This window comes from Mycobacterium neglectum, from assembly GCF_002591975.1.
GTDB classification, from domain to species: domain Bacteria; phylum Actinomycetota; class Actinomycetes; order Mycobacteriales; family Mycobacteriaceae; genus Mycobacterium; species Mycobacterium neglectum.
The window spans coordinates 1-22,481 of record NZ_NVQE01000022.1 but is presented as its reverse complement, the minus strand read 5'-3'; the positions used below and the strand labels follow the sequence as shown (position 1 = coordinate 22,481).

General features: G+C 64.9%; 21 protein-coding genes and 1 pseudogene. 8 read left to right on the top strand and 14 right to left on the bottom strand.

Annotated features, from left to right (window positions below):
- Positions 1-17: 17 nt before the first annotated feature.
- Genes CSQ99_RS17830 through eltD form a run of 7 tightly spaced genes read right to left on the bottom strand, consistent with a single transcriptional unit; the run spans position 18 to position 8,408 of the window.
- Positions 18-1,760 (bottom strand): dihydroxyacetone kinase family protein, encoded by a 1,743-nt coding sequence (locus CSQ99_RS17830; RefSeq protein WP_099040339.1) that lies wholly within the window; start codon positions 1,758-1,760, stop codon positions 18-20.
- Positions 1,757-2,902 (bottom strand): ABC transporter ATP-binding protein, encoded by a 1,146-nt coding sequence (locus CSQ99_RS17825; RefSeq protein ID WP_099040338.1) that lies wholly within the window; start codon positions 2,900-2,902, stop codon positions 1,757-1,759. Before CSQ99_RS17825 ends, CSQ99_RS17830 begins: the two co-directional genes overlap by 4 nt.
- Positions 2,899-4,017 carry an ABC transporter ATP-binding protein gene (locus CSQ99_RS17820; RefSeq protein ID WP_099040337.1) on the bottom strand — a complete coding sequence of 373 codons (1,119 nt, stop codon included), beginning with the start codon at positions 4,015-4,017 and terminating at the stop codon, positions 2,899-2,901. Before CSQ99_RS17820 ends, CSQ99_RS17825 begins: the two co-directional genes overlap by 4 nt.
- Positions 4,017-4,904 (bottom strand): carbohydrate ABC transporter permease, encoded by an 888-nt coding sequence (locus CSQ99_RS17815; RefSeq protein WP_099040336.1) that lies wholly within the window; start codon positions 4,902-4,904, stop codon positions 4,017-4,019. Before CSQ99_RS17815 ends, CSQ99_RS17820 begins: the two co-directional genes overlap by 1 nt.
- A gap of 4 nt (positions 4,905-4,908) precedes the next feature.
- The gene (locus tag CSQ99_RS17810) at positions 4,909-5,868 is read right to left on the bottom strand and encodes a carbohydrate ABC transporter permease (protein WP_099040335.1); all 960 of its coding nucleotides are present in this window, start codon (positions 5,866-5,868) and stop codon (positions 4,909-4,911) included.
- 12 nt (positions 5,869-5,880) lie between these two features.
- Positions 5,881-7,287, bottom strand: coding sequence for an extracellular solute-binding protein (locus CSQ99_RS17805; RefSeq protein ID WP_099040334.1), 1,407 nt, complete (start codon positions 7,285-7,287; stop codon positions 5,881-5,883).
- Positions 7,288-7,319: 32 nt separating this feature from the next.
- Positions 7,320-8,408, bottom strand: a complete 1,089-nt coding sequence (eltD, locus tag CSQ99_RS17800) for an erythritol/L-threitol dehyrogenase (protein ID WP_099040333.1) — start codon at positions 8,406-8,408, stop codon at positions 7,320-7,322.
- A 148-nt stretch (positions 8,409-8,556) separates the two neighbouring features.
- On the opposite strand from eltD, the gene CSQ99_RS17795 reads away from it, so the two are divergent.
- Both CSQ99_RS17795 and CSQ99_RS17790 read left to right on the top strand, forming a co-directional pair.
- Complete coding sequence (locus tag CSQ99_RS17795) at positions 8,557-9,603, top strand: sugar-binding transcriptional regulator (protein ID WP_099040332.1); 1,047 nt, start codon at positions 8,557-8,559, stop codon at positions 9,601-9,603.
- Positions 9,600-10,391: an SDR family NAD(P)-dependent oxidoreductase gene (locus CSQ99_RS17790; protein WP_099040331.1), complete on the top strand. Its 792-nt coding sequence runs from the start codon at positions 9,600-9,602 to the stop codon at positions 10,389-10,391. Before CSQ99_RS17795 ends, CSQ99_RS17790 begins: the two co-directional genes overlap by 4 nt.
- On the opposite strand, the gene CSQ99_RS17785 is transcribed toward CSQ99_RS17790, so the two are convergent.
- The 5 genes from CSQ99_RS17785 to CSQ99_RS17765 all read right to left on the bottom strand — a co-directional run bounded on the left by CSQ99_RS17785 (position 10,388) and on the right by CSQ99_RS17765 (position 15,879).
- A complete protein-coding gene (locus CSQ99_RS17785) occupies positions 10,388-11,887 on the bottom strand; it encodes an FGGY-family carbohydrate kinase (protein ID WP_099040330.1) in 1,500 nt (499 codons plus the stop codon). The genes CSQ99_RS17790 and CSQ99_RS17785 overlap by 4 nt on opposite strands.
- Before the next feature lie 105 nt (positions 11,888-11,992).
- Positions 11,993-12,784, bottom strand: coding sequence for a triose-phosphate isomerase (locus tag CSQ99_RS17780; RefSeq protein WP_281258490.1), 792 nt, complete (start codon positions 12,782-12,784; stop codon positions 11,993-11,995).
- Positions 12,777-13,235, bottom strand: coding sequence for a ribose-5-phosphate isomerase (locus CSQ99_RS17775; RefSeq protein ID WP_099040328.1), 459 nt, complete (start codon positions 13,233-13,235; stop codon positions 12,777-12,779). Before CSQ99_RS17775 ends, CSQ99_RS17780 begins: the two co-directional genes overlap by 8 nt.
- 25 nt (positions 13,236-13,260) lie before the next feature.
- Positions 13,261-14,976 carry an L-erythrulose 1-kinase gene (gene lerK, locus CSQ99_RS17770; RefSeq protein ID WP_099040327.1) on the bottom strand — a complete coding sequence of 572 codons (1,716 nt, stop codon included), beginning with the start codon at positions 14,974-14,976 and terminating at the stop codon, positions 13,261-13,263.
- Positions 14,977-15,069: 93 nt separating this feature from the next.
- Positions 15,070-15,879 (bottom strand): GntR family transcriptional regulator, encoded by an 810-nt coding sequence (locus tag CSQ99_RS17765; RefSeq protein ID WP_099040326.1) that lies wholly within the window; start codon positions 15,877-15,879, stop codon positions 15,070-15,072.
- Positions 15,880-15,998: 119 nt separating this feature from the next.
- On the opposite strand from CSQ99_RS17765, the gene CSQ99_RS17760 reads away from it, so the two are divergent.
- The 3 genes from CSQ99_RS17760 (at position 15,999) to CSQ99_RS17750 (ending at position 19,373) form a co-directional block, all read left to right on the top strand.
- Positions 15,999-16,919, top strand: coding sequence for a sugar phosphate isomerase/epimerase family protein (locus CSQ99_RS17760; RefSeq protein ID WP_099040325.1), 921 nt, complete (start codon positions 15,999-16,001; stop codon positions 16,917-16,919).
- A 23-nt stretch (positions 16,920-16,942) separates the two neighbouring features.
- Entirely contained in the window at positions 16,943-17,905 is a 963-nt protein-coding gene (locus CSQ99_RS17755) for a 3-hydroxyacyl-CoA dehydrogenase family protein (RefSeq protein ID WP_099040324.1), read from the top strand.
- Between the two features lie 67 nt (positions 17,906-17,972).
- Complete coding sequence (locus CSQ99_RS17750) at positions 17,973-19,373, top strand: GntP family permease (protein ID WP_099040323.1); 1,401 nt, start codon at positions 17,973-17,975, stop codon at positions 19,371-19,373.
- Between the two features lie 10 nt (positions 19,374-19,383).
- Here CSQ99_RS17750 and CSQ99_RS17745 read toward each other — a convergent pair whose 3' ends face one another.
- Positions 19,384-20,097: an SDR family oxidoreductase gene (locus CSQ99_RS17745; protein WP_099040398.1), complete on the bottom strand. Its 714-nt coding sequence runs from the start codon at positions 20,095-20,097 to the stop codon at positions 19,384-19,386.
- Between the two features lie 103 nt (positions 20,098-20,200).
- Between CSQ99_RS17745 and CSQ99_RS17740 the strand changes: the two genes are divergently transcribed.
- From CSQ99_RS17740 to CSQ99_RS31430, 3 genes are all read left to right on the top strand, one after another.
- Positions 20,201-21,043, top strand: coding sequence for a helix-turn-helix transcriptional regulator (locus tag CSQ99_RS17740; protein WP_245908971.1), 843 nt, complete (start codon positions 20,201-20,203; stop codon positions 21,041-21,043).
- Between the two features lie 81 nt (positions 21,044-21,124).
- The gene (locus CSQ99_RS17735; protein WP_245908970.1) at positions 21,125-21,652 is read left to right on the top strand and encodes a nuclear transport factor 2 family protein; all 528 of its coding nucleotides are present in this window, start codon (positions 21,125-21,127) and stop codon (positions 21,650-21,652) included.
- On the top strand, positions 21,649-22,029 hold the full coding sequence (locus CSQ99_RS31430; protein ID WP_099040321.1) for an Atu4866 domain-containing protein: 381 nt from the start codon (positions 21,649-21,651) through the stop codon (positions 22,027-22,029). Before CSQ99_RS17735 ends, CSQ99_RS31430 begins: the two co-directional genes overlap by 4 nt.
- A gap of 46 nt (positions 22,030-22,075) precedes the next feature.
- Here the strand turns inward: CSQ99_RS31430 and CSQ99_RS17725 are convergent.
- A pseudogene (locus tag CSQ99_RS17725) lies at positions 22,076-22,450 on the bottom strand (VldE C-terminal domain-containing protein); the annotation flags it as partial.
- Between the last annotated feature and the right edge of the window lie 31 nt (positions 22,451-22,481).

The window sequence follows — 22,481 nt, the reverse complement described above, 5'->3', positions numbered from 1 at the left end:
ACCCTGAGCTTGGCCATCTAACCGTCTCCTTTGGCATTCTCGACGAGGCTTTCGGCGACAGCATGGGCGCACATCGCCAACGACGTGGCACCCGCGTCTGGGGTTCCGATGCTGCGCTCCGCCAGCGGGCGCGCACGGCCCACCTTCGGCCTCAGCTCCGCTGTCGCAAGCGCCGAGTCGGTGGCGACGCTTGCGGCAGACCGCCACGCGTCCTGCCACTGTTCACCGTCGCGGACTCGCCGCTCCAATTCCTCCACGAACGGCAGCATCGAGTCGAGCATCGTTTTGTCACCCGGAGAGGCACCACCGAGTTGAATCAGCGCCTCGTAGCCATCACGCATTGCCGCGGCGACCGCCTCGGCATCGGGGCGGCCGGTATCCCCGAGCCGCGCCCCGATCGCCGACAGCATCGCACCCCACAACACTCCCGAGGTTCCGCCTGCCTTGGCGGCCCACGCTCTGCCCGCCGCGGCGAGCACCGATCCTTGGCCGGCATCCTCGGCAACGGCGCGCTCGGCCGCCTCGCTCGCTGCGCCCGAACCCTTGACCATGCCTCGGCCGTGATCACCGTCGCCGGCAACCGCGTCGATCCGGCCGAGTTCGTCCTCGGCATCGGCCAGCATGTCCGCCAGCGCCGCGACCGCACGCGCCACCGCCCCACCGCATCTGCGGCCATCTTCGTCGGACAGCTCCCCTGCCGGCCGGGCATTCGAGGCCGCGTCGGCTTCCGCGTCTGTGCGGACTTCACCTTCGTCGGCTGCGGGCGTGACGCCTTTGCGGTAGGCGGGTGTGTCGGCCGGCGCAGTCCAGTATTCTTCGAGTTCGTCGTCCAGCCACATGATGGTCAGCGAGCATCCAGCCATGTCGAGGCTGGTGACCAGTTCGCCGACCTCAGGCTCCACAATCGTGTACCCGGCCTCTTTCAGGAGCTCCGCGACGGTGCCCCACACGACGAAGAGCTCTTCGTACTTGGTGCAGCCGAGACCGTTCAAAATCACTGCGATTCGGCGTGATTCGGCGTCTGGGTTGTCCGCAAGCACGCCGTCGACGAGCGTGACGGCCAAATCGTGGGCCGACGGCATCGGGTGATCGGCGACGCCTGGTTCACCGTGGATACCCAACCCCAGTCCCATGTGACCTTCCGGCACGGCGAACAGAGGGTGGTCGGCGCCCGGCATGGTGCAGCCATCGAACGCGACGCCAAGGGTGCGCGTCGCATCGTTGGCCGCATTGGCCACTCGCACGACGCCCGGCAGGTCCAGCCCATCCTCGGCCGCCGCACTGGCGCACTTGAAAACTGTGAAGTCACCGGCGATTCCACGTCGCTTGGATTCTTCGCCACGCTGGGCGCTGGCCACGTCGTCGGTGACCGCGAAGTACTCCGCGTCGATGCCCTCGCCGCGCAACTGATCGACCGCGAGGGTGAAGTTCATGACGTCACCGGCGTAGTTGCCGGTGGTCAGCAGGACACCCGCATCGCCGTGTGCGGCGCGCGCCACCGATGCCGCGTCCTCGGCAGAAGGTGAGGTGAAGATGTTGCCGACCACCGCGCCGTCGGCGAACCCGGCACCGACGGTGCCGCAGAAGGCGGGGTAGTGGCCCGACCCGCCGCCGATCACGACCGCCACCTTGCCCGGTCGGGTTTTGCGGGCACGCACCACACCGCCGGGGACGCCTGCGACGTAGCGCGCGTTGGCATCCAGGAAGCCCACCAGCATGTCTTCGGTGAAGCGGGCCGGGTCGTTGAACAGTTTGGTCATCGGAGGCGGTCTCCACTTTCGGCGTCGAACAGATAGACCCGTTCGGGCGCGGCGGTGACAACGACCTTCTGCTCGGTTTCGTAGCTCTCCTGTGCGGGGGTCTGGACGACGATTCCGTCCTCCAAACCGGCTACCGTGCTGGTCGCCAGACCGAACTCCAGGAGATGCTCGAAATGGGCCACGGTGGTACGGATTCCACCCTGCTCATCGCGGGTGGACAGAGAGCAGTCCTGCGGCCGGATGCCGACGGTGACCGTAGATCCATCAGCGATGCTGGTGACGTTAGTCTCGAGATAGCCCTGGCCCGAACTGATCTCGACCCGGACCCGACCGTCGACCAATCTCGCGATGCCTGGCAGCACGTTGATCTGCGGCTCGCCGACAAACCCCGCAACGAAGAGATTCGCCGGATCGTCGAACACCTCATCGGGGGTGCCGAACTGTTGGACGATACCGGCATCCATCACCGCGAGGCGGTCTGCCAGCGACAGAGCCTCCACCTGGTCGTGGGTGACGACGATGGTGGTGTAGCCGAATTCGCGCTGGAGGACCTTCAACTCGCGGCGCACCCGTTGCCGGGCCGACGCGTCGAGGTGGCTCAGCGGCTCGTCGAGCAGCAGCACCGGTGGGTTGCGGACCAACGCCCGGGCCAGCGCGACCCGTTGCTTCTGTCCGCTGGAGAGGCCGGCGGGCCGTAGGTCGAGCAACTCGTTCATCTCGAGGCGGTCGCTGATGGATGCGACCATCTGGTCGGCGCCCTTCACCTTGCGTGCCCTGAGCCCGTAGAGAAGATTGTCGCGAACCGATAGCGGCGGATAGAGCGCGTAGCTCTCGAAGCCCACGCCGATGCCACGTTTCGCTGCAGGAAGCTGCGAGACCTCGCGATCGCCGATCTTGATCGAGCCGCTCGTCACCGTCTCGAGACCAGCGATCATCCGCAGTGTCGTCGTCTTTCCGCAACCCGAAGGGCCAAGCAGCGCAACGAGTTCGCCTGGCTCGATGGCCAGATTGATGCCCTTGACCGCGGTGACTGAGTCGCGGCCGCGCGACGCATACGTCTTGACGAGGTCGGCCAGCGTCAGGCGCTGTGCAGCCGCCTCGGACGGCCCCGTCGTGGGCGGCTTCTCGGTTGTCACCGTCACTGTGCTGCCTCCAGAGAATCGCGATCAGCGGAAGAACCCGCCAGTCGACTGGTGTCTCCCTCTCCCGCCGCAAAGACGTGGACGTCGGAGTCGGCGATCTTCATGGTCACGTTGTCGCCTTCGCCGACACCGTGCCGGCCCGAGGTCAGCGCGATCAGCTGCGCGCCGCCGACATCGACGGTCAGCTCGATGTTGCGGCCGAGCCGCTCGGCGAGCAACACCTTCCCGTGAAGCGAGCCATCGCCGCCGGTGACGTGCAGATCGCAGGGCCGCAACCCCACCCGTACCCGGTCGCCGCGGTCGACCGCGGCGCCCGCGGGGATCGCGACGTCAAGCGAACCGTCCGCGAGGCGGATCCGGCCGTCATCGACGACACCGTCGAGGACGTTGATCTCCGGCTGTCCGAGCGACCGCGCGACGAAAGTATCTGCCGGCCTGCGCCAAATGTCGTGCGGTGTCCCGATCTGCACCAGCTTGCCGCGGTTCATCACTGCGATGCGATCGCCGAGCGCGAGTGCCTCCTGGTAGTCGTGCGTGACGTAGATGGTGGTGGTGTTCGACATCGCGCCCAATTGCTTCAGCTCGGCGCGCATGGCGGCGCGCAATTTGGCGTCGAGGTGGCTCAGCGGCTCGTCGAGCAGATAGACGTCCGCGGGGCGGACCAGCACCCGGCCGAGAGCGACACGTTGCCGCTGACCGTTCGACAGCTCGCGCGGGAACCGTTGGAGCAGGTGGTTGATTCCCAGCGTGGTCGTCACCTGTTCGATGCGCTCGGTACGCTGCTGTTCGGAGTACTTGCCGGTGCGGCCGGACTTGAGCGGTGACGCGAGATTCTCGCTGACTGTCTTCTGGGGATACAGTGCGTAGCTCTCGAACGCCATCGCCACGTTGCGGTGGTAGGGCTCGACCAGCGTCACGTCGGTTCCGCCGATGCTTACCGACCCGGCATCGACGTCGACCAGTCCCGCAATGGATTTGAGCGTCGTGGTCTTGCCGGCGCCACTCGGGCCGAGGATCACGAAGAACTCGTTGTCGGTAATGTCTACGGTGATTCCGTCAAGCGCGACCGTCTTGCCGAAGGTCTTCTTCAGATCTGTGATCGAAACTGTGGCCATCAGGCCTTCACCGCCCCGAATGACAGGCCCCGCACCAGGTAACGCTGGATCGTCAGCGCGAGGATGAGTGGTGGCAGCGCGGCGATGAGCGCCGCCGCGGCCGTGAGGTTGTAATAGGCCTGACCGCCGCCGCCGAGAAATTTGGTGATGGCCACGGTGACGGTACCCGCGTTGCTGTCCGCCAGGATCAGCGGAAAGACGTAGTTGTTCCAGGCGAAGATGAACGCCAAAAGCGCCGCCGCCGCGATGCCCGGCCGCACGATGGGCAGAGCCACCATGACAAACGCCCTGGTGCGGGTGTAGCCATCGAGCAGCGCGGCCTGCTCGAGGTCCTCCGGAAGGTCTTCGAAGTAGGACCGCAGGATCCAGACTACGAGCGGCATCGTCACCAGCTGGAGAACCCAGATCATTCCAACCTTCGTGTCGAAGAGGCCGATCTGGTTGTAGATGACGAAGAGCGGGACGATCACCATCAGCTCTGGGGCGAACCGGAACGACAGCATCTGGAACATCAGGTCGCTGCTGCCTTTGTACTTCCAGCGCCCGGCCGCGTACGCGGCCGGGATACCGATCACCAGGGACACGATGACAGCACCGCCGCAGTTGAGCAGGCTGGTCAGCATGGCCGCCTTGAAATCGACACTGGTCATCTGAGTGCCCTTGTCGGACAGCACTGTTGCGAAGTTCGACCAGGTGGGGCTGAATGAAAAGTAGGTGGTGGTCTGCTCCTGGGCGTTCTTCAGTGCCAGCATCAGCATCCAGAAGATCGGGAAGATCGAGAACAGGAACCAGATGATCACGCCGACGTCGGCGGTGAGCGCTGCGGCCGATACGCGCTTTTGGCCGGGGAGGAGCTCCTGCCTGCTGAACGAGAAAAATGAAGCCATCGCTCTAGGACTCCGCTCCCGCAGCGCGACGCTGCGCTTTGCCGAGCACGCTCACCAGGTAGCGCGCGGTGATGAAGACGATGATCCAGAGCAGCAGCATGTAGGTGCTGCCACGGGAGTAGTCGAGGTTGATGATCGAGTCTTCGAACGCACCGATCTGCAGCGTGCGCGTGGCCACGCCGGGGCCACCGGCTGTCAGCACGTAGATGTGGTCGAACACCTTGAGGTTGTCCATGAATCGGAAGATGACCGCGACCAGAATGTAGGGCCACAGCATCGGCAGCATCAGCTTGCGGAACATGTAGAACCAGCTGGCGCCGTCCACCTCGGAGGCCTCGAACGGTTCCTTGGGCAATGACCTGATGCCGGCCAGCACCAGGATCGCCACGAACGGCGTGAAGATCCACAGGTCCACCAGGATCACCGAGAACAGCGCGTTGGTGCTCGACAGCCAGTCGAAGGTACTACCAAGGCCCAGCATGTGATTGAGGATGCCGAACTGTGGGTTGAACATCAGCTTCCAGATGACACCTGCGATGACGGGCGCGATCATCAGCGGGAGGATCAGCACCTTCTCGAAGATCTTGCCGATGATCGACGAACGGTTGAGCAGCAGCGCCAGGCCCACGCCGAGGGCCGTTTCAATGGTGGTGGCAGCGATGGCGAAGATGCCTGTGACCTTCACGCTCTGCCAGAAGACCTGGTCGCCCAGCACGGATTTGAAGTTGTCGAACCAGACGAAATGTGGATCGGGGTTGACCGCCGCGTAGTTCAGGAACGCGTAGTAGGCGCCGACGAAGAACGGGTACAGGATGCCGATGACGATCACCAGCGCGGGGATCGACAACAGGTAGGGCCGCAGCTTGCGACGCCAGGTGGGTACCTCGGGCAGGACACGCTTCTGAAGGGAAGTGGGCTGCTCCGGACTGGCCGCCGGCGGGGCCTTGGGGGTCCGAGTGGTCATGGTCCAGGGCTCCTAGAGGTTGACCTTGGAGGTATTGGTCTTGGCGAGGCTGCGCAGGCGCGAGGCCGCATCGTCTCCGCCGTAGATGTCCTGCAGCGCCACGGCCCAGTTCTGAGTCGTGTCGAAGAACTTCTTCTGCGGCGTGAACTGGATCTTCGACGACCCGATGACGGTCTCGAAAGTCTCCAGGTAACCGAACTGATCAGCAGCCACGCGCTTGAAGGTGGTGTCGAAGACCGACTTTCGCACTGGGTCGGCATACGTGCCGCCCTCGACGGCCTTGTTCATCGACTCCTTTCCGGTGGCCCACTGGATGAACAACCAGGCGGGCAGTTTGTTGCGACTGTTCGCCGACATGGCCCAGCTCCACGTCCAGAGGTTGGTCTTGTAGTTGCCGTCGGGTCCGGCCGGACCGGGATACCACGCGAGATTGCCCGCCTCCTTACTCGCACCCGGCTTGTTCTTGGGGTAGGTGGCGCTGTCGGCGTCGAATACCATCATTGCCTTGCCGTCGCCGAGATCGCCTGTGGCGTTTGGATAGTCATAGGTGGTCCACGAAGTAGGGCCGGCCTGGTGTTGCATGTCGATCCACTTCTTGGTGAACTCGATCGCCTTGTCGCTGTCCATCTCGGCGATCAAGTCCGAGCCGTTGAAGGTGTAGTCGACTGCCCCTTCGCGGGTGTACTGCGTCATGAAGCCCGGATGGATGGTCGCCCACGACTTGGAGCCGCGCGTCGAAATGCCGTACCGATTCTGCGAGCGGTCGGTCAGATCGATTGCTAGCGCGATGAAGTCGTCGAGTTTGTCCGGTAGCTTCTTGATGCCCTTCTCGTCAAAGATCCGCTTGTTGTACGCGACGACGTTGTTCTCGAAGCCCCATGGGATCGCCCACTGTCCACCAGTGCCTAACGGATTGCCGAGCGTGAAGTCCCAACGGGTGGAGGTGCGCAACCCGTCGAAAATGTCTTCGAAGTCGTACTCGGCGTTGGTGGCAGCGGTGTTCTGCAGCCACGGGTTGAGGTCTTCAATCCATCCCGGCGGTCCGTACTGCCAGATGAAGTAGGCACCGAGCATGAACGCGTCGTGCTTGCCGGAACCGCCCGCGAGCTCGGTGTTGAGCTTGGTGAAGTAGTCGGCCTCGGGCACCAGGTCGACGTTGACGTTGATTCCGGTGAGCTCGGTGAATTCCCTCAGCAGTGGCTGATACGACAACTGATACGGGTGGGGGGTCTGGAGGATGTTGATGGTCGACCCCGCCGCCTTACGCCAGTCGAAACCACCGCTCACCTCCGACGCGCCGTTGGGCAGGCTGGCCTTTCCGCCAACGCCGCAGGCACTCAGGACGGGCAGGCTCGCCGCGGCAGCACCGGCCAGGCCCATGGCCGCCAGCATGTTGCGCCGGGACAGTTCTCGACTCATGTAGTGCCCTTCGCTTCGAGGCCAGCGGTTGATCAGGCCGGAATCAGCGAGACCTTGACCGACTCTTGACCGCTTGCGACCAGGTCGAGACCCTGCTGAAACTCGCTGAGCGGCAACTGATGCGTGCAGATCTTGTCCATCGGTAGCACGCCAGACTCGATCATCTTGATCGCGGCGGGCCAACAGTAGGGGCCGAGGTGAGCGCCAAGGACGTCGAGCTCCTTGTCATCGCTGATGATGCTCCAGTCGACGGACGTGTCGCTGCCGAAGACGCCATACTCGACGTACCGGCCGAGTTTACGTAAGAGGTTGAGGCCCTGGGGAACCGCGGAAGAATGGCCGGTGCCCTCCAGATAGACGTCGGCGCCGTAACCGTCGGTGAGGTCTTTGATCAGGCTCACGACATCCTGCTCGGCGATGTTGATCGTGATGTCGGCACCACACGCCTTCGCCAGCTCGAGCTTCTCCTGGGCCATATCCAGGGCGATGACGTGCATCGGGTTCTTCGCTCGAGCGCCAGCGACCATTCCAAGTCCGATGGGTCCGCAGCCCGCAACCACGACGACGTCTTCGAAGACGATCTGACCGCGCTCTACGGCGTGCAGCGAACAGGACAGCGGCTCGGCAAATGCCGCATGCTGCGGGGCGATATCACCAGAAACCTTGTGCACCAACGCCTCCGCTGGATAGACCATGTAGCTCGCCATCGCACCCGGGGTCCGCCGCTTGAAGCCGTAGAGGTCGTGCGGCTGGCACATGTGGTACTGGCCCCGCCTGCAGAACCGGCATTCCCAGCACGGGACGATCTGCTCGGAAACCACCCGGTCGCCGACCGCGATCCCCCACCGTTTGGCGGCCGCCTCATCGAGCTGGACTACTCGGCCGGCGAACTCATGGCCGGGGATCACCATGGTTTCCGCCCAGGCCGGTCGATTCTCGTCGCCCCAGAACTTCGCTGCGCCGTGGTAGCACTTCAGATCGCTGGCGCAGATGCCGACGGCCTCCACCTTGATCAGCGCCTCACCCGGCCTCAGCTCGGGCACCGCGACCTCCTCGAGGCGGTAGTCATGCGGTCCGTGGCAGACCACAGCCTGCATCTTTTCCGGCACTTTCTCGGCCATTCGAACTCCTTCGGTGCGGTCAACCCGGCCGTCACTGCGCGATATTTGTGTGGTTGCCATCACACTAATTCGTAGGCTGTACAAATGTCCAGAACAAATGTTCATAGAAAATGCGTCCTGCGCAGATGTGCAGTGCCATACTCGTCAGGTGCCACCGTCAGCACAGCCCACCCAGCCGAGCACCGGTGATGGCACCGTTTCGGACGTCGACGCGGGCCATTTTCCCGCGCCGTTGCTGTACACGGCGGCGAAGCTCTACTACACCGAAGACGCCACCCAGGCCGATGTCGCGGCACAGCTGGGCACCAGCAGGGCGACGGTGAGCCGCCTACTCGCCGAGGCGAAACGGCGCGGCATCGTGCGCATCGAGGTGGTGCCGCCTGAAGAGGTGGCTGCCAGCCACCTGACCGATCGGCTTGCGCGTGCGCTGTCGTTGTCGACGGTTTTCCTCAGCCATTCGCTTCCCAACCCTGGCGCGGGACGGACGATTGTCGACGTGATGGGAGGGCCACTGGCACCCGCCGTTGGTCGCGCACTGGCAGCCGCGGCGCTGCTGCCCGGTGACGTACTGCTGGTGTCGTCGGGTCGCACTGTCTACGAAGTAGCGCAGTATGAGCTCGTCTCGCTCCCGGGCGTCCTCGTCGCGCCGACCGTCGGCGGCAACGACCAGCCCGAGGAGTGGTATCAGACCAACGAGATCACCCGGTTGGTCGCGAACCGGGTTGGCGGACGGCCGAACTACCTTTTCGCACCGGCGCTGCCTGGACCGGACCTTTATCCGTCGCTGATAAAGGATCCGAGCATTCAACGGGTTCTGCACCTTTGGCCCCGCGCGCGCTGCGCGTTGATGGGCGTCGGTGCGCCACCTCTGATGCGTTCGGACATACCGGGTTTCGTGCCGACGGATTCAACCTCACTGCGATCCGCGGTAGGTGACGTGTGCTCCCGATTCTACGACCGGGCCGGTGACGAAGTCGACTTCGACGGACGAGAGCGGCTGATCGCCCTCGAACTCGAGGTGTTGCGCCACGTCCCGGTGACGATCGCGGTTGCGGTCGGGCAGGAGAAGGTCGAATCGATCATCGCCGGCGCGCGTGGTGGCTATTTCAACCAGCTGGTGACGGATCCGGCTACCGCGACGGCCATCCTCGCCAGCCTGGGTGACGGCGACATGCCGGCGAAAGGCGCGCAATGACAACGAAGTCGGCACCCCGCTACGCGGGGGTACTGCGGCTGGACGGCAAGCGCGCATTGATCACCGGTGCCACCAAGGGCATTGGAGCGGACATCGCAAGGGCGTTTGCATCAGCCGGCGCCCGACTTGTGCTCAGCGGGCGTGACGAAAGTGAGCTCGCGGCGGCCAAGGCCGCGTTGGCATCGGAGTTCAATGTCGAAGTGTGCACCGCCGCAGTCGATCTGGCTCTGACGGATGGACCCAGGCGGCTCGCCCAGCTCGCTGCCGAGGCGTTCGGAGGCCTCGACCTGCTGGTGAACAACGCTGGCATTTCGCATCCACAGCCGGCGCTGGAGACCGACCCGGCGTTATTCGACCAGACGATAGCCCTGAACTTGCGGGCGCCTGCGCTGCTGGCATCGGCGGTCGGCGCCGTGATGGTCAAGCAGGGCACCGGCGGCTCCATCATCACGGTGGCGTCGGCGGCCGCACTTTCACCCCTTCCCGACCACTACGCGTACTGCGCTTCCAAGGCGGGGCTGGTGATGGCGACCAAGGTGCTGGCACGCGAGCTTGGCGCCCACGGCATTCGGGCGAACTCGGTGTGCCCCACGGTGGTCCTCACGGAAATGGGCCAACGAGTATGGGGCGAGCCGGAGAAGGCGGCTCCGATGCTTGCTCGAATTCCGCTGGGTCGCTTCGCTGTTCCGCAGGAGGTGTCTGATGCGGTGGTGTGGCTGGCTTCGGATGCGGCCGCAATGGTCAACGGCGTCGATATTGCCGTCGACGGCGGGTACACGATGGGCTAACGCTGCGGGGTTTCGGGGTCGGGTCCGGGTTCACCGAGCCGGTGCATCTGATCGCGCGTGGCGGGGTAAAGCTCGCGCCAGGTCAGGTACAGGTCCTCGTAAAGCGCGCGGTGGCGCGGGTCTGGTTCGATCTCGCGAGCGATTTTCGTCCAATCGGTGTCGGGCGGCACCAGCCCAACCCCGATGGCGGCCAGCAGCGCGTCGCCGTAGCTCGCGCCGATGGCCTGTTCGGGAACCAGTTGCGGCCGTCCGGTGATGTCGCTGACCGCCTGCGCCCAGACGGGACTGTGCAGGCCACCACCGACGGCCACCGTTCTGATGGCACTGTGGGCGTCATCGAAGCGCTCGAGAATTTGCCGAATGCCGAACGAAATCCCCTCGTAGGCAGCCCGAATGAGATGCCCACGTCCGTGGCGTAACGTCAGCCCGGCCACGATGCCGCGTGCCAGCGGGTCGAACACCGGGGTCCGCTCGCCGGCCAGATACGGCAGTACCAGTAGTCCTTCGCTACCGCGCGGCACGCTCTGCGCTTCGGCCGTCAGTTCGTCCAACGACGCTCCGCCGGTAACACTTTGTAACCATGCGATCAGGCTGCCCGCCGTGGATGTGCCAGCCGCCAACGCCAGGCTGCCCCGTTCGACACCGGCCGTGGTCCACAACGCAGGGTCGCTGTGATACTCGTCGATGAGCTGCACCAAGAACATCGTCGAGCCGTACATCAGCATCTGATCGCCCGGTCGGCGCACGCCGACGGAGAACGCCTCGGAGAAGGCGTCGACGGCGCCTGCCGCAACGGGGGTGCCCACGGGTAGCCCCGTCGCGTCGGCGGCCGCCGCGGTAACGGAGCCAATCAGGTCATTGGGCCACACCAAGCGTGGCAACGGCAGGTGCCGGCAAATTCGTTGTGCCCATGGCTGATTCCAATCGAATTGGCGTATCGCGTACAGCGGATCGCATTGACTGGCGGTGTGATGGTCCATCACATATTCACCTGTCAGCTTGGCGCCGATGTAGGAGTTCGAGCCGTACCAGCCGGTGGCCCTGTCGAAAACCTCGGGCTCATGGCGGCACACCCACTCGAGCTTCGGCCCCACGGCCTGACTCGACAGCAGAGTGCCGGCGCGGTCCAGGATGTTCTGCTCGCCCAGTTCGGCGGTCATCGATTCGATCTCGGCGGCTGCCCTGGTGTCGACGCCGTAAAGGATCGCGGGCCGCAACGGTCGCAGGTTGTCATCGCACAGGACGAGGCAGGGTCCGACGCCGCTGACACACATCCCCGCCAGGGATGCACCCGCGGGCATCTTCGCCATCAACGCGGCGCTGATGGAGCACACCTCTCGCCACCACAGGTCCTCGGCGTCCACCTCGGCCCAGCCGGGCCGTGGCAGATCCATCGAGTGGGCGATCGATTCTGAGGCCACAACCGAACCGGCCTTGTCGACGAGGACGCCCTTCGTACTTCCGGTTCCGAGGTCGATTCCGAGCAACAAGTCCACGCGCCAACCCTACGGCATCGCCCCGTTCAGCCGAATTAGCTGCGGACGGAGAAGGAGTCTCTAAACCCGTTGCTGGCGGCGTACTTTCATAGCTTTACGCAAACCTCAGCCGGCTGCCTTGGGGTGGGCCGCGGCCATCTCGAGAAGTCGCAGGTAGCCAGGCAGCTGCCACGCGGCGCGGCCGATGAACAGTCCGGTGACGTGGTCGATCCCAAGCAGATCCTCGGCGTTGTCGAGATTCACCGAGCCGCCGTAGAGCAATCCCCTTATGTGACCGCCGTACTCGCGCCCCAGATCTGCGAACGGCTCCCGCAGTTCCTCGACGGTGGCCGCACGACCGCTCTCACCGATTGCCCAGATCGGCTCGTAGGCGATCAGGACGCGGGCTAGCTCATCTGCCGTGAGACCGTCGATCGCCCCGCTCGCCTGTTCCAGGATGAATCGCGAGGAACCACCCCCGCGTTTGACCTCGGCGCTCTCACCGATGCACAGCAGTGGCACGAGCCCGTGCGCCAGGACAGCGGCCACTTTGAGCCGGGTCGTGTCCACGGTCTCGCCGAAGTGCTCGCGACGCTCGGAGTGGCCGATCTCGACGAGTTGGGCGCCGGCATCCTTCACCTGGGCGACGGACACCTCGCCGGTCCACGCTCCCTCGTCCTCCCAGTGCGCGTTCTGGGCCCCGAGCAGCACCGGCGAATCGGCTCCAAGTTCGGCGCGAGTGGCGGCGAGCGCGGTGAAGGAAGGGATGATGAAGGGCTGCACTCCCGAAGGGCCGGTCTGACCGACATAGTCCGCAAGCGCACGGGCGTAGGAACGGGCCTCGTCGAGACACTTGTTCATCTTCCAGCTGGTGCCGACCCACAACGGGCCCGCGGCGATCACCGCCGTGTCAGTCACTCTCGTAGGCGCAGATGTCATCGACCTTGGCCGCCGAGGAGGACTGCGGGTCGAATTGCACCTCGAGCCATTCCTTGACCAGGACTCGCGCCAGTTCCAGTCCCACCACTCGCTCACCCATGCACAGCACCTGCGCGTTGTTCGAAAGGACGGAGCGTTGTACGGAGTAGATGTCGTGGGCGGTGACGGCACGGATCCCCTTCACCTTGTTCGCGGCGATGGCGACGCCCAGGCCGGTACCGCAGATCAGTAGCGCCCGGTCCGCTTCGCCTCTGGCGACCCTCTCGGCGGCGGCGACTGCGACGTTCGGGTAGGACGTGTCGTCCTGGGGATCGTCGACACCGACGTCCTCCACGGTTTCCACCCGCTCGTCGGACTCGAGATCCTTGCGCAACACCGCCTTGTAGTTGAATCCTGCTTTGTCGCCGCCTATTACGATCCTCAGTGCCATGCTGTGCTCCTCGTAGGTGTCTTGTTCATCGCGTCAGATGTTCGCCAAGGGCTGCCATCAGCAGCGAGAACGACAGGGCGCCAGGGTCCGGAGTGCCCAGGCTCTTCTCACCGAGTACCCGCGCACGGCCCAATCGCGCCGAAATCTCCGCGGTCTTGTCGGCTGCTTCGCGCGCCACGCGGGCTGCAGCGGTGATGGCGGGGCCAGCCTCCACGTCGAACGCCTCTGTCAACGTGTCACGGAACGGCACGGCAGCGTCGACCATCGTCTTGTCACCCGGCTTGGCGCCACCGAGACGGATGACGGCGTCGATCCCGGCGCTGACCGCATCGACCGCGATCTGGTCACTGCCGCCCTCGGTGTCGGAGAAGACGCCCCCGGCGCTGGTCAGCGCCGCGCCCCAGAGCGCGCCCGAGGTCCCCCCGGCCGCGTCGGCCCACGCCTGACCGGCCAGCAGCAGCGTGGTCCGAGCGCCGGCACCCTGGTCCGCGGCGGCACGGGCCGCTTGAGCCGCGCCACGGGAGCCGAACATCATCCCCTGGCCGTGATCGCCGTCGCCGGCAACCGCGTCGAGGCGGCCGAGCTCGGCCTCGTTCTCGGCGCATACGTTCTGAAATGTCTCCAGGACAGCAACGATGGTCTGGGCGCAGGCTCGCGACTCCTCGCTCGACTGGGGGATCTCTGCCGCTGCCGCGTCCCAGATGCCGGTGCGCGCAGGACGGTCGACATCGGGCATCGCCCCGCGTCGATAGGCGGGGGTCTCCACCGGTGCCAACCACAGCTTTTCGAGTTCGTCGTCGAGGAACACCAGCGTCAGCGACAGACCGGCCATGTCCAGGCTGGTGACGAACTCGCCGACCTCCGGGCGCACGGCGGTGAGCCCCTTCTCTTGAAGACGTTCGGCGACGCGCCCGTAGACGACGAAGAGCTCCTCGTACTTCACCGTGCCGAGCCCGTTCAGAATGACGGCAACTCGGCCGTCGTATCCGTGCTCGCCGCGCTTCGGCTCTTCGGTCATGAGTTGGTCGAATAGCAGGTCGGCGACCTCGGCCGCGCTGCCGAGGTGGTCGTCCCGCACGCCCGGCTCGCCGTGGATGCCGAGTCCGACCCCCATCTGGCCCTTCTCGACGTGGAACAACGGTTCGTCGGCCCCGGGCAAGGTGCACCCGTCGAAGGCCAGGCCGAACGACCGGGTCGCGTCATTCGCCTTCCAGGCCAGTCGCTCGGCCTCGTCGAGATCCGCACCGGCCTCGATGGCCGCCCCCGCGATCTTGAAGACGGGCAGGTCACCGGCGACACCCCGGCGGTCGCGATGATTCTCCGGACCATTGGAAGCGATGTCGTCGCTGACCTTCACGATGCGGACGTCGACTCCCTCGTGACGCAGCTTCTCCGCGGCGAGACCGAAATGCAGGACGTCCCCGGCATAGTTGCCGAATCCCAGGATGACGCCGCCACCGTTCTCGGCGTTTCGCACTACGCAATACACCTCCGAGGCGGAGGGCGAAGAGAAGATGTTTCCGCACGGCGCACCATGGCCCATACCGGGCCCGACCCACCCGGCGAAGGCCGGGTAGTGCCCGGACCCGCCGCCGATGACGAGCGCCGGCTGGCCCTGCGGAGTCTGCGTCGCGCGAGCCACGCCACCGGGAACCTCCACGAGGAGGTCGGGGTGGACGGCAACAAGCCCGCGCACCGCCTCGTCGGCAAAGTCGTCCGGGGAATTGAGGAGGTACGTCATTGTTCCGTCCTTCGGGATGCGCCTGGGTCAGCCCGTGAGAACCAACAGCTCGGCGCCGTGTGCGATCACCTGATCGTATAGGATTTCGGGCGCTTAGTCAGCTGCGCCAGTCAAGGATGCCCTGACGCGACTCGGTGCGCGTCGCCGCTGCTCGATACGCTCGGCCTGCGCGTGTTCTGCCAACGCCCGCTCCTTCACGCCACTGATGTGCGCGTGCATGATGCGGTAGACCTCGGGGCCGTATCCTCGGCGCAGCGCGGCCAGAAGCTCGCGATGCTCGGCGATCGCGCAGGCGGAATCCTGGACCCCCACTCCGATGAAGAGCCGAAAGCGTTGGCCGTGGCCGCCCAGCGCATCGTAGGCCCGCAACAGCGCGCTGTTGTCGGCATGTTCTGCGATGAGACGGTGAAACCGCTCGTCCGCGCGGTGGTACATCCTGATAGCCGCGGCATCGGAAGTATGCGGTGCGCGCTCCTGCTCGTCGATAGCGTCTTGGAGGCTGTTCAAGAGGTCGGCATCGATTCGGGCGCAGGACAATTCGGCCATCCGCGGCTCGATGAGCAGTCGAGCGTCCATGATGTCGGCCATCTCCTTGGCGCCCGGCATCTCCGGCACACGGTACCCGCGCATGGCCACCCTGATGACATTGCCCGTGGACTCCAGGCGCGCCAATGCCTCACGCACCGGCGTTGGCGAGACACCCAGGTGCCGAGCGGTTCCATCGATGCTGATCGCGTCCCCGGACTGCAGCGTGCCATCGAGCAGTAACTCGATCAGCCGCTCGTAAACTTGGTCTACGAGTGTGCTGCGCACCGCCACCGGGTACTCATCGGGTCCCACGTCCAGCCTTTCCGCAGCCCTTTCGGCGCAGGCACCCGGCGCACACGTCGGGCTCGAAGCCACGCCGCCAACGCCGCATTGATTCAGGGGCTCAATTTTAGCCTGCGTTGACAGCGGGACCCGATAATCCTATATCCTATGCGATTAGAGCCTTGTGACTTAGACCACTACGGAAGTCGGAGATGTATTCAGCTCACACCTGGCCGATCTCGGCCAACATGCTCGGGTTCGGTAACCGCGCGCCAGACGGCGGCCACATCAAGGACGCCCCGGCCGCTGTATGGGCCTCACAACTGCGCCAGGTGCGCGAACTGGGGTTCGACTACATCGATCCGACCGACGCCTGGGTCCCGCTGGCTGCTTTGTCGGACAGCCGTGTCGAGGAATTCCGCACCGTCCTGAGCGACGAGGGGTTGGCAATTTCCTCCATCTCGATGACCCGCAACTCTGTCGTCGACATTGAAAACGGTGTGCAGAACCTCGCCGACGCTCATCGACTCATCGATCTGGCACCGTCGTTCGGTGCGACCATCGTGAACACCGGTTTCATGCAAGCGATCACGCCCGAGCAGAGCGAGCACATCTGGTTCTGGTTGGTCGTGGGCCACGTCGACGACCCCGCTCTGCGCGACCTGGCAGTGGAACGCATCCGCCAGCTCGGTGACCATGCCCGGACCAACGGGATCGAACTCAGTCTCGAGATGTACGAGGACACCTATATCGGGACACCCGACGAGGCAGTCCGCTTCATCCGCGATGTGGACCACGATGCCGTCGGTCTCAACCCGGATCTGGGCAACCTGATCCGATTGCACCGGCCGATGCCACATTTCAGTGAGATGTTCGCGAAAGTCCTTCCATACTCGAACTTCTGGCACATCAAGAATTACTCGCGCGACTACGACCCGGCGACCGGCGCGTATAGCTCCGCTCCGCTGCCGTTGAAGTACGGATACATCAACTATCGCCAGATGATCCGTCTGGCAATCGAACTCGGCTATTCAGGGCCGTTCTGCTGCGAGCACTACGGCTCTGACTCCCTGGGCGTCTGCGCCGAGAATCGGGAGTACATCGAGCAAGTTCTCTCGTCCGCACTCGCCTGACCTCCAAACCCGAAGGGCATCGCATGAGCAAGATCAACACCGTCACAGTCGTCGGCGCCGGTTACATGGGCGGCGGAATCGCTCAAGTCCTCGCCCTGAACGGCTTCGAGGTCCAAATCGCCGACGTCAGCGTCGAAGCCACCCACGAGGCCCTCAAGCGGTTGGAGAGGGAGGCCGGGGAATTCGAGGAACAGGGACTGTTCGACCCTGGCAGCGCGCAGACCATCATGAGCAACCTGACCGCCGGCGATAGCCTGGACGACGCCGTCTCCGATGTCGACTTCGTGATGGAGGCCGTCTTTGAAGATCCCGAGGTCAAAAAGGAAGTCCTGGCGCGGATCTGCAAGAGTGCACGTCCCGACACGATCATCGGTACCAACACCTCCACCATCCCGGTCAAGGTTCTGGTGGAAGCCGTCAGCAACCCCGAGCGGTTCCTCACCGTGCACTTCTCCAACCCCGCGCCGTTCATCCCCGGAGTCGAGCTGGTCGCCGGCGAGGCCACCACCCAAGAGGTCATCGACTCGGTCAAAGACCTCCTGGTACGGGCCGGGCGTGAAGGTGCCCAAGTCGCCGACACACCCGGCATGGCACTGAACCGTTTGCAGTACGCACTGCTGAAGGAGGCGACTCTCATCGTCGAGCAGGGCGTGGCCTCGGTGGAGGATGTCGACACCATCGTCCGCACCACCTTCGGCTTCCGGCTCGGGTTCTTCGGCCCGTTCGCCATCGCCGACCAAGCCGGACTCCCGGTATACGCCAAGGGATACACCACCCTGGAGAACGAATTCGGTGATCGCATGGCCACCCCCAAATTGCTCACCGACGCCGTCGCCGCCGGACGCGAGGGCACCAAGAACGGCAAGGGACTGACCGGAGACTTCGACAACGAGACGAAGGCCGCAGTCATCGCCTACCGAAACAAGGCCTACTCCCGCATGGGCGATCTGCTGCGCGAACTCGGGCCGGCGCCGAAGGGATCCTGACAAACCCCAGATCGGGGTCGGCGTCGCTGACGACCGTTCCCGCGTCTGCTAATCCGGAAGAAATCTCATGGATGAAGTAGTTCTTGCCGAGCGGCCCGCCGCCCTGCTTGTCGCCATCGCCCTCGTCGCCATTGCGGTGCTGCTCTTCCTGATCATCAAGGTCAGGCTGCACGCCTTCTTCTCGCTGATCGTGGTCAGCGTGCTGACCGGTCTCGCCGCCGGCATCAGCATGGGCGACGTAGTCAGCGTGGTCATCGACGGCTTCAGTACCACCGTCGGCACTGTGGCGTTGCTCGTCGGATTCGGGGCCGTACTCGGGCGTCTCGTCGAAATGACCGGTGGCGCACAGACATTAGCCGACAAGATGCTGCAGAGGTTCGGTGAGGACAGGGCGCCACTGGCTCTCGCCGTGGCCTCGCTGTTCTACGCCTTCCCGATCTTCCTGGACGCCGGTTTCATCGTGATGCTGCCCATCATCTACACCGTGGCTCGGCGCCTGGGCGGCTCGTTCATGCTCTACGTGCTGCCCTCCATCGGTGCCTTCCTGATGATGCACGCGCTGACACCGCCCCACCCCGGCCCCACAGCCGCAGCAACCGTGATGGGTGCCGACGTCGGAATGGTGGTCATCATCGCGCTGCTCGTCGGCCTGCCGACGTGGTACCTCGCCGGCTACCGACTGGCTCTGCTCATCGCCAAGCGCTATCCGAACATGCCGGTGCCGAACCTGCTCGGCGAACCGAAGGACTACCCAGAGGACGAGCGACCGGGCTTCTGGACTGTCATCTTCGTCCTGTTGCTGCCATTGGTGTTGATCTTCTTCAACACGGTGTTCTCCACGCTCGAGGCAGATGGCGCCGTCGCCGACGACAGCATCGCGTTCCAGCTGTCCCGCCTGATCGGGACGACTTCGATGGCACTTTTGATCACCGTCCTGCTGGCCATGGTGTTGCTGTATGTCGTACCGCGACGACGACGCGGCGAACCGATCGGTGGACTGCTGGAGGATCTCGTCGACGACGCGCTGGCGCCGGTCTGCTCGATCATTCTGATCACCGGTGCGGGTGGCGCCTTCGGCAAAGTCCTCACCGAGACCGGGATCGGCCAGACCCTGGCCGACGGCCTGGACGCGGTGGGTCTGCCGGTCATGCTTGCCGGATTCCTGGTCGCGATCATCTTCCGGGTCGCGCAGGGTTCGGCCACCGTCGCGGCGACCACCGCGGGTTCGATCATGGCCCCCGCCGTGGCCGAGATGAACCTCGGTGCGATCCCGCTGGCGGCGGTCGTCGTCGGCATCTGCGCCGGCTCGATCACGTTCTCGCACGTGAACGACTCCGGCTTCTGGTTGATCGGGCGCTTCTGCGGTTTCGACACGGTGACGACGTTGAAGACGTGGACGGTCGTCGCCACGGCCATCGGCTTCATGTCTTTCGCACTGGCTTCGGTGGTCTACGTAGTCGCCAGCTGACCGGCTACACCTAGCGCTGGCGGGCGGGCCGGATGATGAGCTCGTTGACGTCGACGTCGGCGGGTTCGCCGATCGCGTAGGAGATGGCTCGGGCGATCGCGTCCGCGGGAATCGATGCCGCACGATACTGCCGCATTGCTTCGGCCGCCCCGGCGTCGGTGATCGACTCGGCCAGTTCGGATTCCACGACGCCAGGTGACACCGTAGTGACCCTGATGGATGGGTCGACTTCTTGGCGCAGCCCTTCGGTGATTGCCCACGCGGCGAACTTGGTGGCGCAGTACACCGCCCCTGTCGGCACCACCTCATGCGCACCGACGGAGGCCACCGTGACGAAGTGTCCGCTGCCCTGGCGCTGGAAGTGCGGGAGTGTGGCGGCGATTCCGTTCAGCAGCCCGCGTACGTTCACGTCGATCATCTGATCCCACTGATCGACCTGGAGTGCGTCCAGCCGCGACAGCGGCATCACTCCGGCGTTGTTGACAACGACGTCGACGCGTCCGTGGTCGGCCACGGCGCCATCCACGAAGGCCGCCACGTCGGCGCGGTCGGTCACGTCGAGGCGGCGTACGTCCAGCCCGGCCCGGCGGGCAAGTGCAGCGAGCCGGTCCTCGCGTCGGGCTCCTGCTACGACGTGATGTCCTTCGGAGGCGAGGCGAACGGCGATGGCTTCACCGATGCCGCTACTGGCACCGGTGACGAGAACGACCTTGTCTGCTGGCATGCCCTTCACGCTGCCGCCGCACCACTGCCACCACCAGGACCCATCGCTCTCTGGGTGCAGCGCACCCAGGAAGCCTGGGACGCCCACGCTTAAGGTGGGCACCGTGGCTGAACTCGGCGATTACCTACGCGCCAGGCGAGGGTCGGTGAGCCCGAATGACGCGGGCCTGGTCTCGACCGGATTTCGTCGCGTGCCAGGGCTTCGCCGCGAAGAGGTCGCGCTGTTGGCGGGCGTCAGCGTCGACTACTACGCCCGCCTGGAGCAGGGCCGAGAAACCGCGCCGTCGGTGCAGGTGCTCGATGCGCTCGGCGCTGCGCTGCGGCTCGACGACGAAGGACGTCAGCATCTGTTTCGGCTGGCAGGCCTCGCGCCTCGCTTACGGAGCCCCCGGGTGGCGGACCGGGTGGATCCCGCGTTATTGCGGCTGATGGCCTCTTGGCCAGACAATCCCGCGCTGGTCTACAACAGGGCCTACGACGTGTTGGCCGCCAACCCGCTCGCCGAGGCGCTGTTCGAGGAATTCGGTGCGGGCGGGAACCTGATGCTGCTGGTGTTCGCCGAACCCCGTGCCCGCGACTTCTACGCGGACTGGGAGGCGATCGCAGCGAATTCGGTCGCGGGATTCCGGCTCGGGTACACCGCTGCGCCGGGTGATCCCCGGGTCCAAGCCGTGCTCGCCGAACTATTGAACCGTAGCGACGAGTTCCGACGGCTGTGGGCGAGGCACGATGCCCGCGGAAAGACATTGGCCTCGAAGACGTTTCATCATCCCTCTGTCGGAACGCTCACGCTGAACATGCAGACGTTCGCCGTAAAATCGTCACCGGGTCAGGAGCTCGTCGTCTACCAAGCCGAACCGGCGACATCGAGCGCCGATGCGCTGGTGCTCTTGGGCAGCATCGCCGCGACCGCCACGCAAAACCTGCGGCGCGACGTCTCCCGGTAGACATCGGCCACCTGGCTGAGCCTTGAACCTAGGAGCGCTGGGTCCTGCCAGGCGCGGGCGCGTGTCTCTACGTTCGGTGTCATGACACTTGACTTCATGCGATGCGTTCCGCGTGCCGTTACGGTCGTAGCGGCGACCGTGGTGGCGGCGGTCACCATGGTCGGTTTCAGTGCGACCAGTAGCGCAGAGGAACTGGTGCGCACCGGGCAGCAGCAGCGCAACGCCGAGGTGGTGCGCGACGCGTTTGCGCTCGGCGTCGGCGGCGAGGACAGCTTCTACTCGATCCTGGCCGAGGACGTGCAGTGGACGGTCGCGCGTGCCGTCGGGCAGACGACCTACACCAGTCGAGCGCAATTCCTACGGGACGGTGCCGGTCCAGTCCTGACTCGCCTCACCGGGCCGATCCAAGCGAACATACGGGAGCTGATCACCGAGAACGATGTCGTCGTGGCGGCCTGGGATGGCACCGCAACAGCGCGGGACGGCCGCCCCTACGTCAACAGCTACGTCTGGGTGATGACGATGCGCGATGACCAGGTAGTGCGCGTGACGGCATATCTCGACCTCGTGGCGCTGAACGAGCTTCTGGAAAGAGTGCGCCCATCATGAGTCGACCACGAGGTGTCCGTCGACTTGAGGCGTCTGTGGTGATCGCCTGCGCATTGCTCGTCACCGTCGCATGCGAATCGGCGGCAACGCCCCGCGCCGACTCGGTTGTGCCCACGTCCCAACAGGAACACACGGCCGATCATCGCTATCTGGGTATGTGGGTCACCGCAGACGGACGAATCCGGCAGCAACTCCTGCCAAGTGGACGCTACGACGAAGCCAGGGGCGCACGCGAGAGCGCCTATACCGGCCGTTACGAAGTGCGTGGCAGCAACATCCAGTACTGGGATGACTCGGGGTTCACCGCCGACGGAGTCTTCGTCACCGAGAACGAACTCCATCACGGCGGCATGATCTTCTACCGACAACCGCAGTGAATCTGACGCCCCGCAATGAACCTTGCGGGGGCTTACGATTCGTCGGTCAGCGTCGTGGTGTCGTGGTGATGTGCACGTGGTCGTAGTGCCCGTAGCCCGATCCGGCCGGACCACTCGGCGTGTAGTACGTGCCGCGCCAGATCACATCCTGTAGCCCGAACCGGCCCGCATTGGCCAGCGCGAACGCCATGATCTCGTCCCCGAGCGCGATGCCCTCAGGGCTCTCGGCGTTCGGAATCATGATGTCGATCGCCAGGCCGCTCGGATGCCACGGCTTGGAGTCCGGCCGGACCCCGCCGATCTCGCCGATCTGGGGGAACCTTTGGCTGACAGCACGGGCAGCCAGGACGGTGTTCGGCTGAAGCCCGCCCTCGAACGCGACACCGACGGGCAGCGCCTCCGGGATATCCATGAGCGCGGCCACGGCTGCCCCTTATACACATCTGACCCTG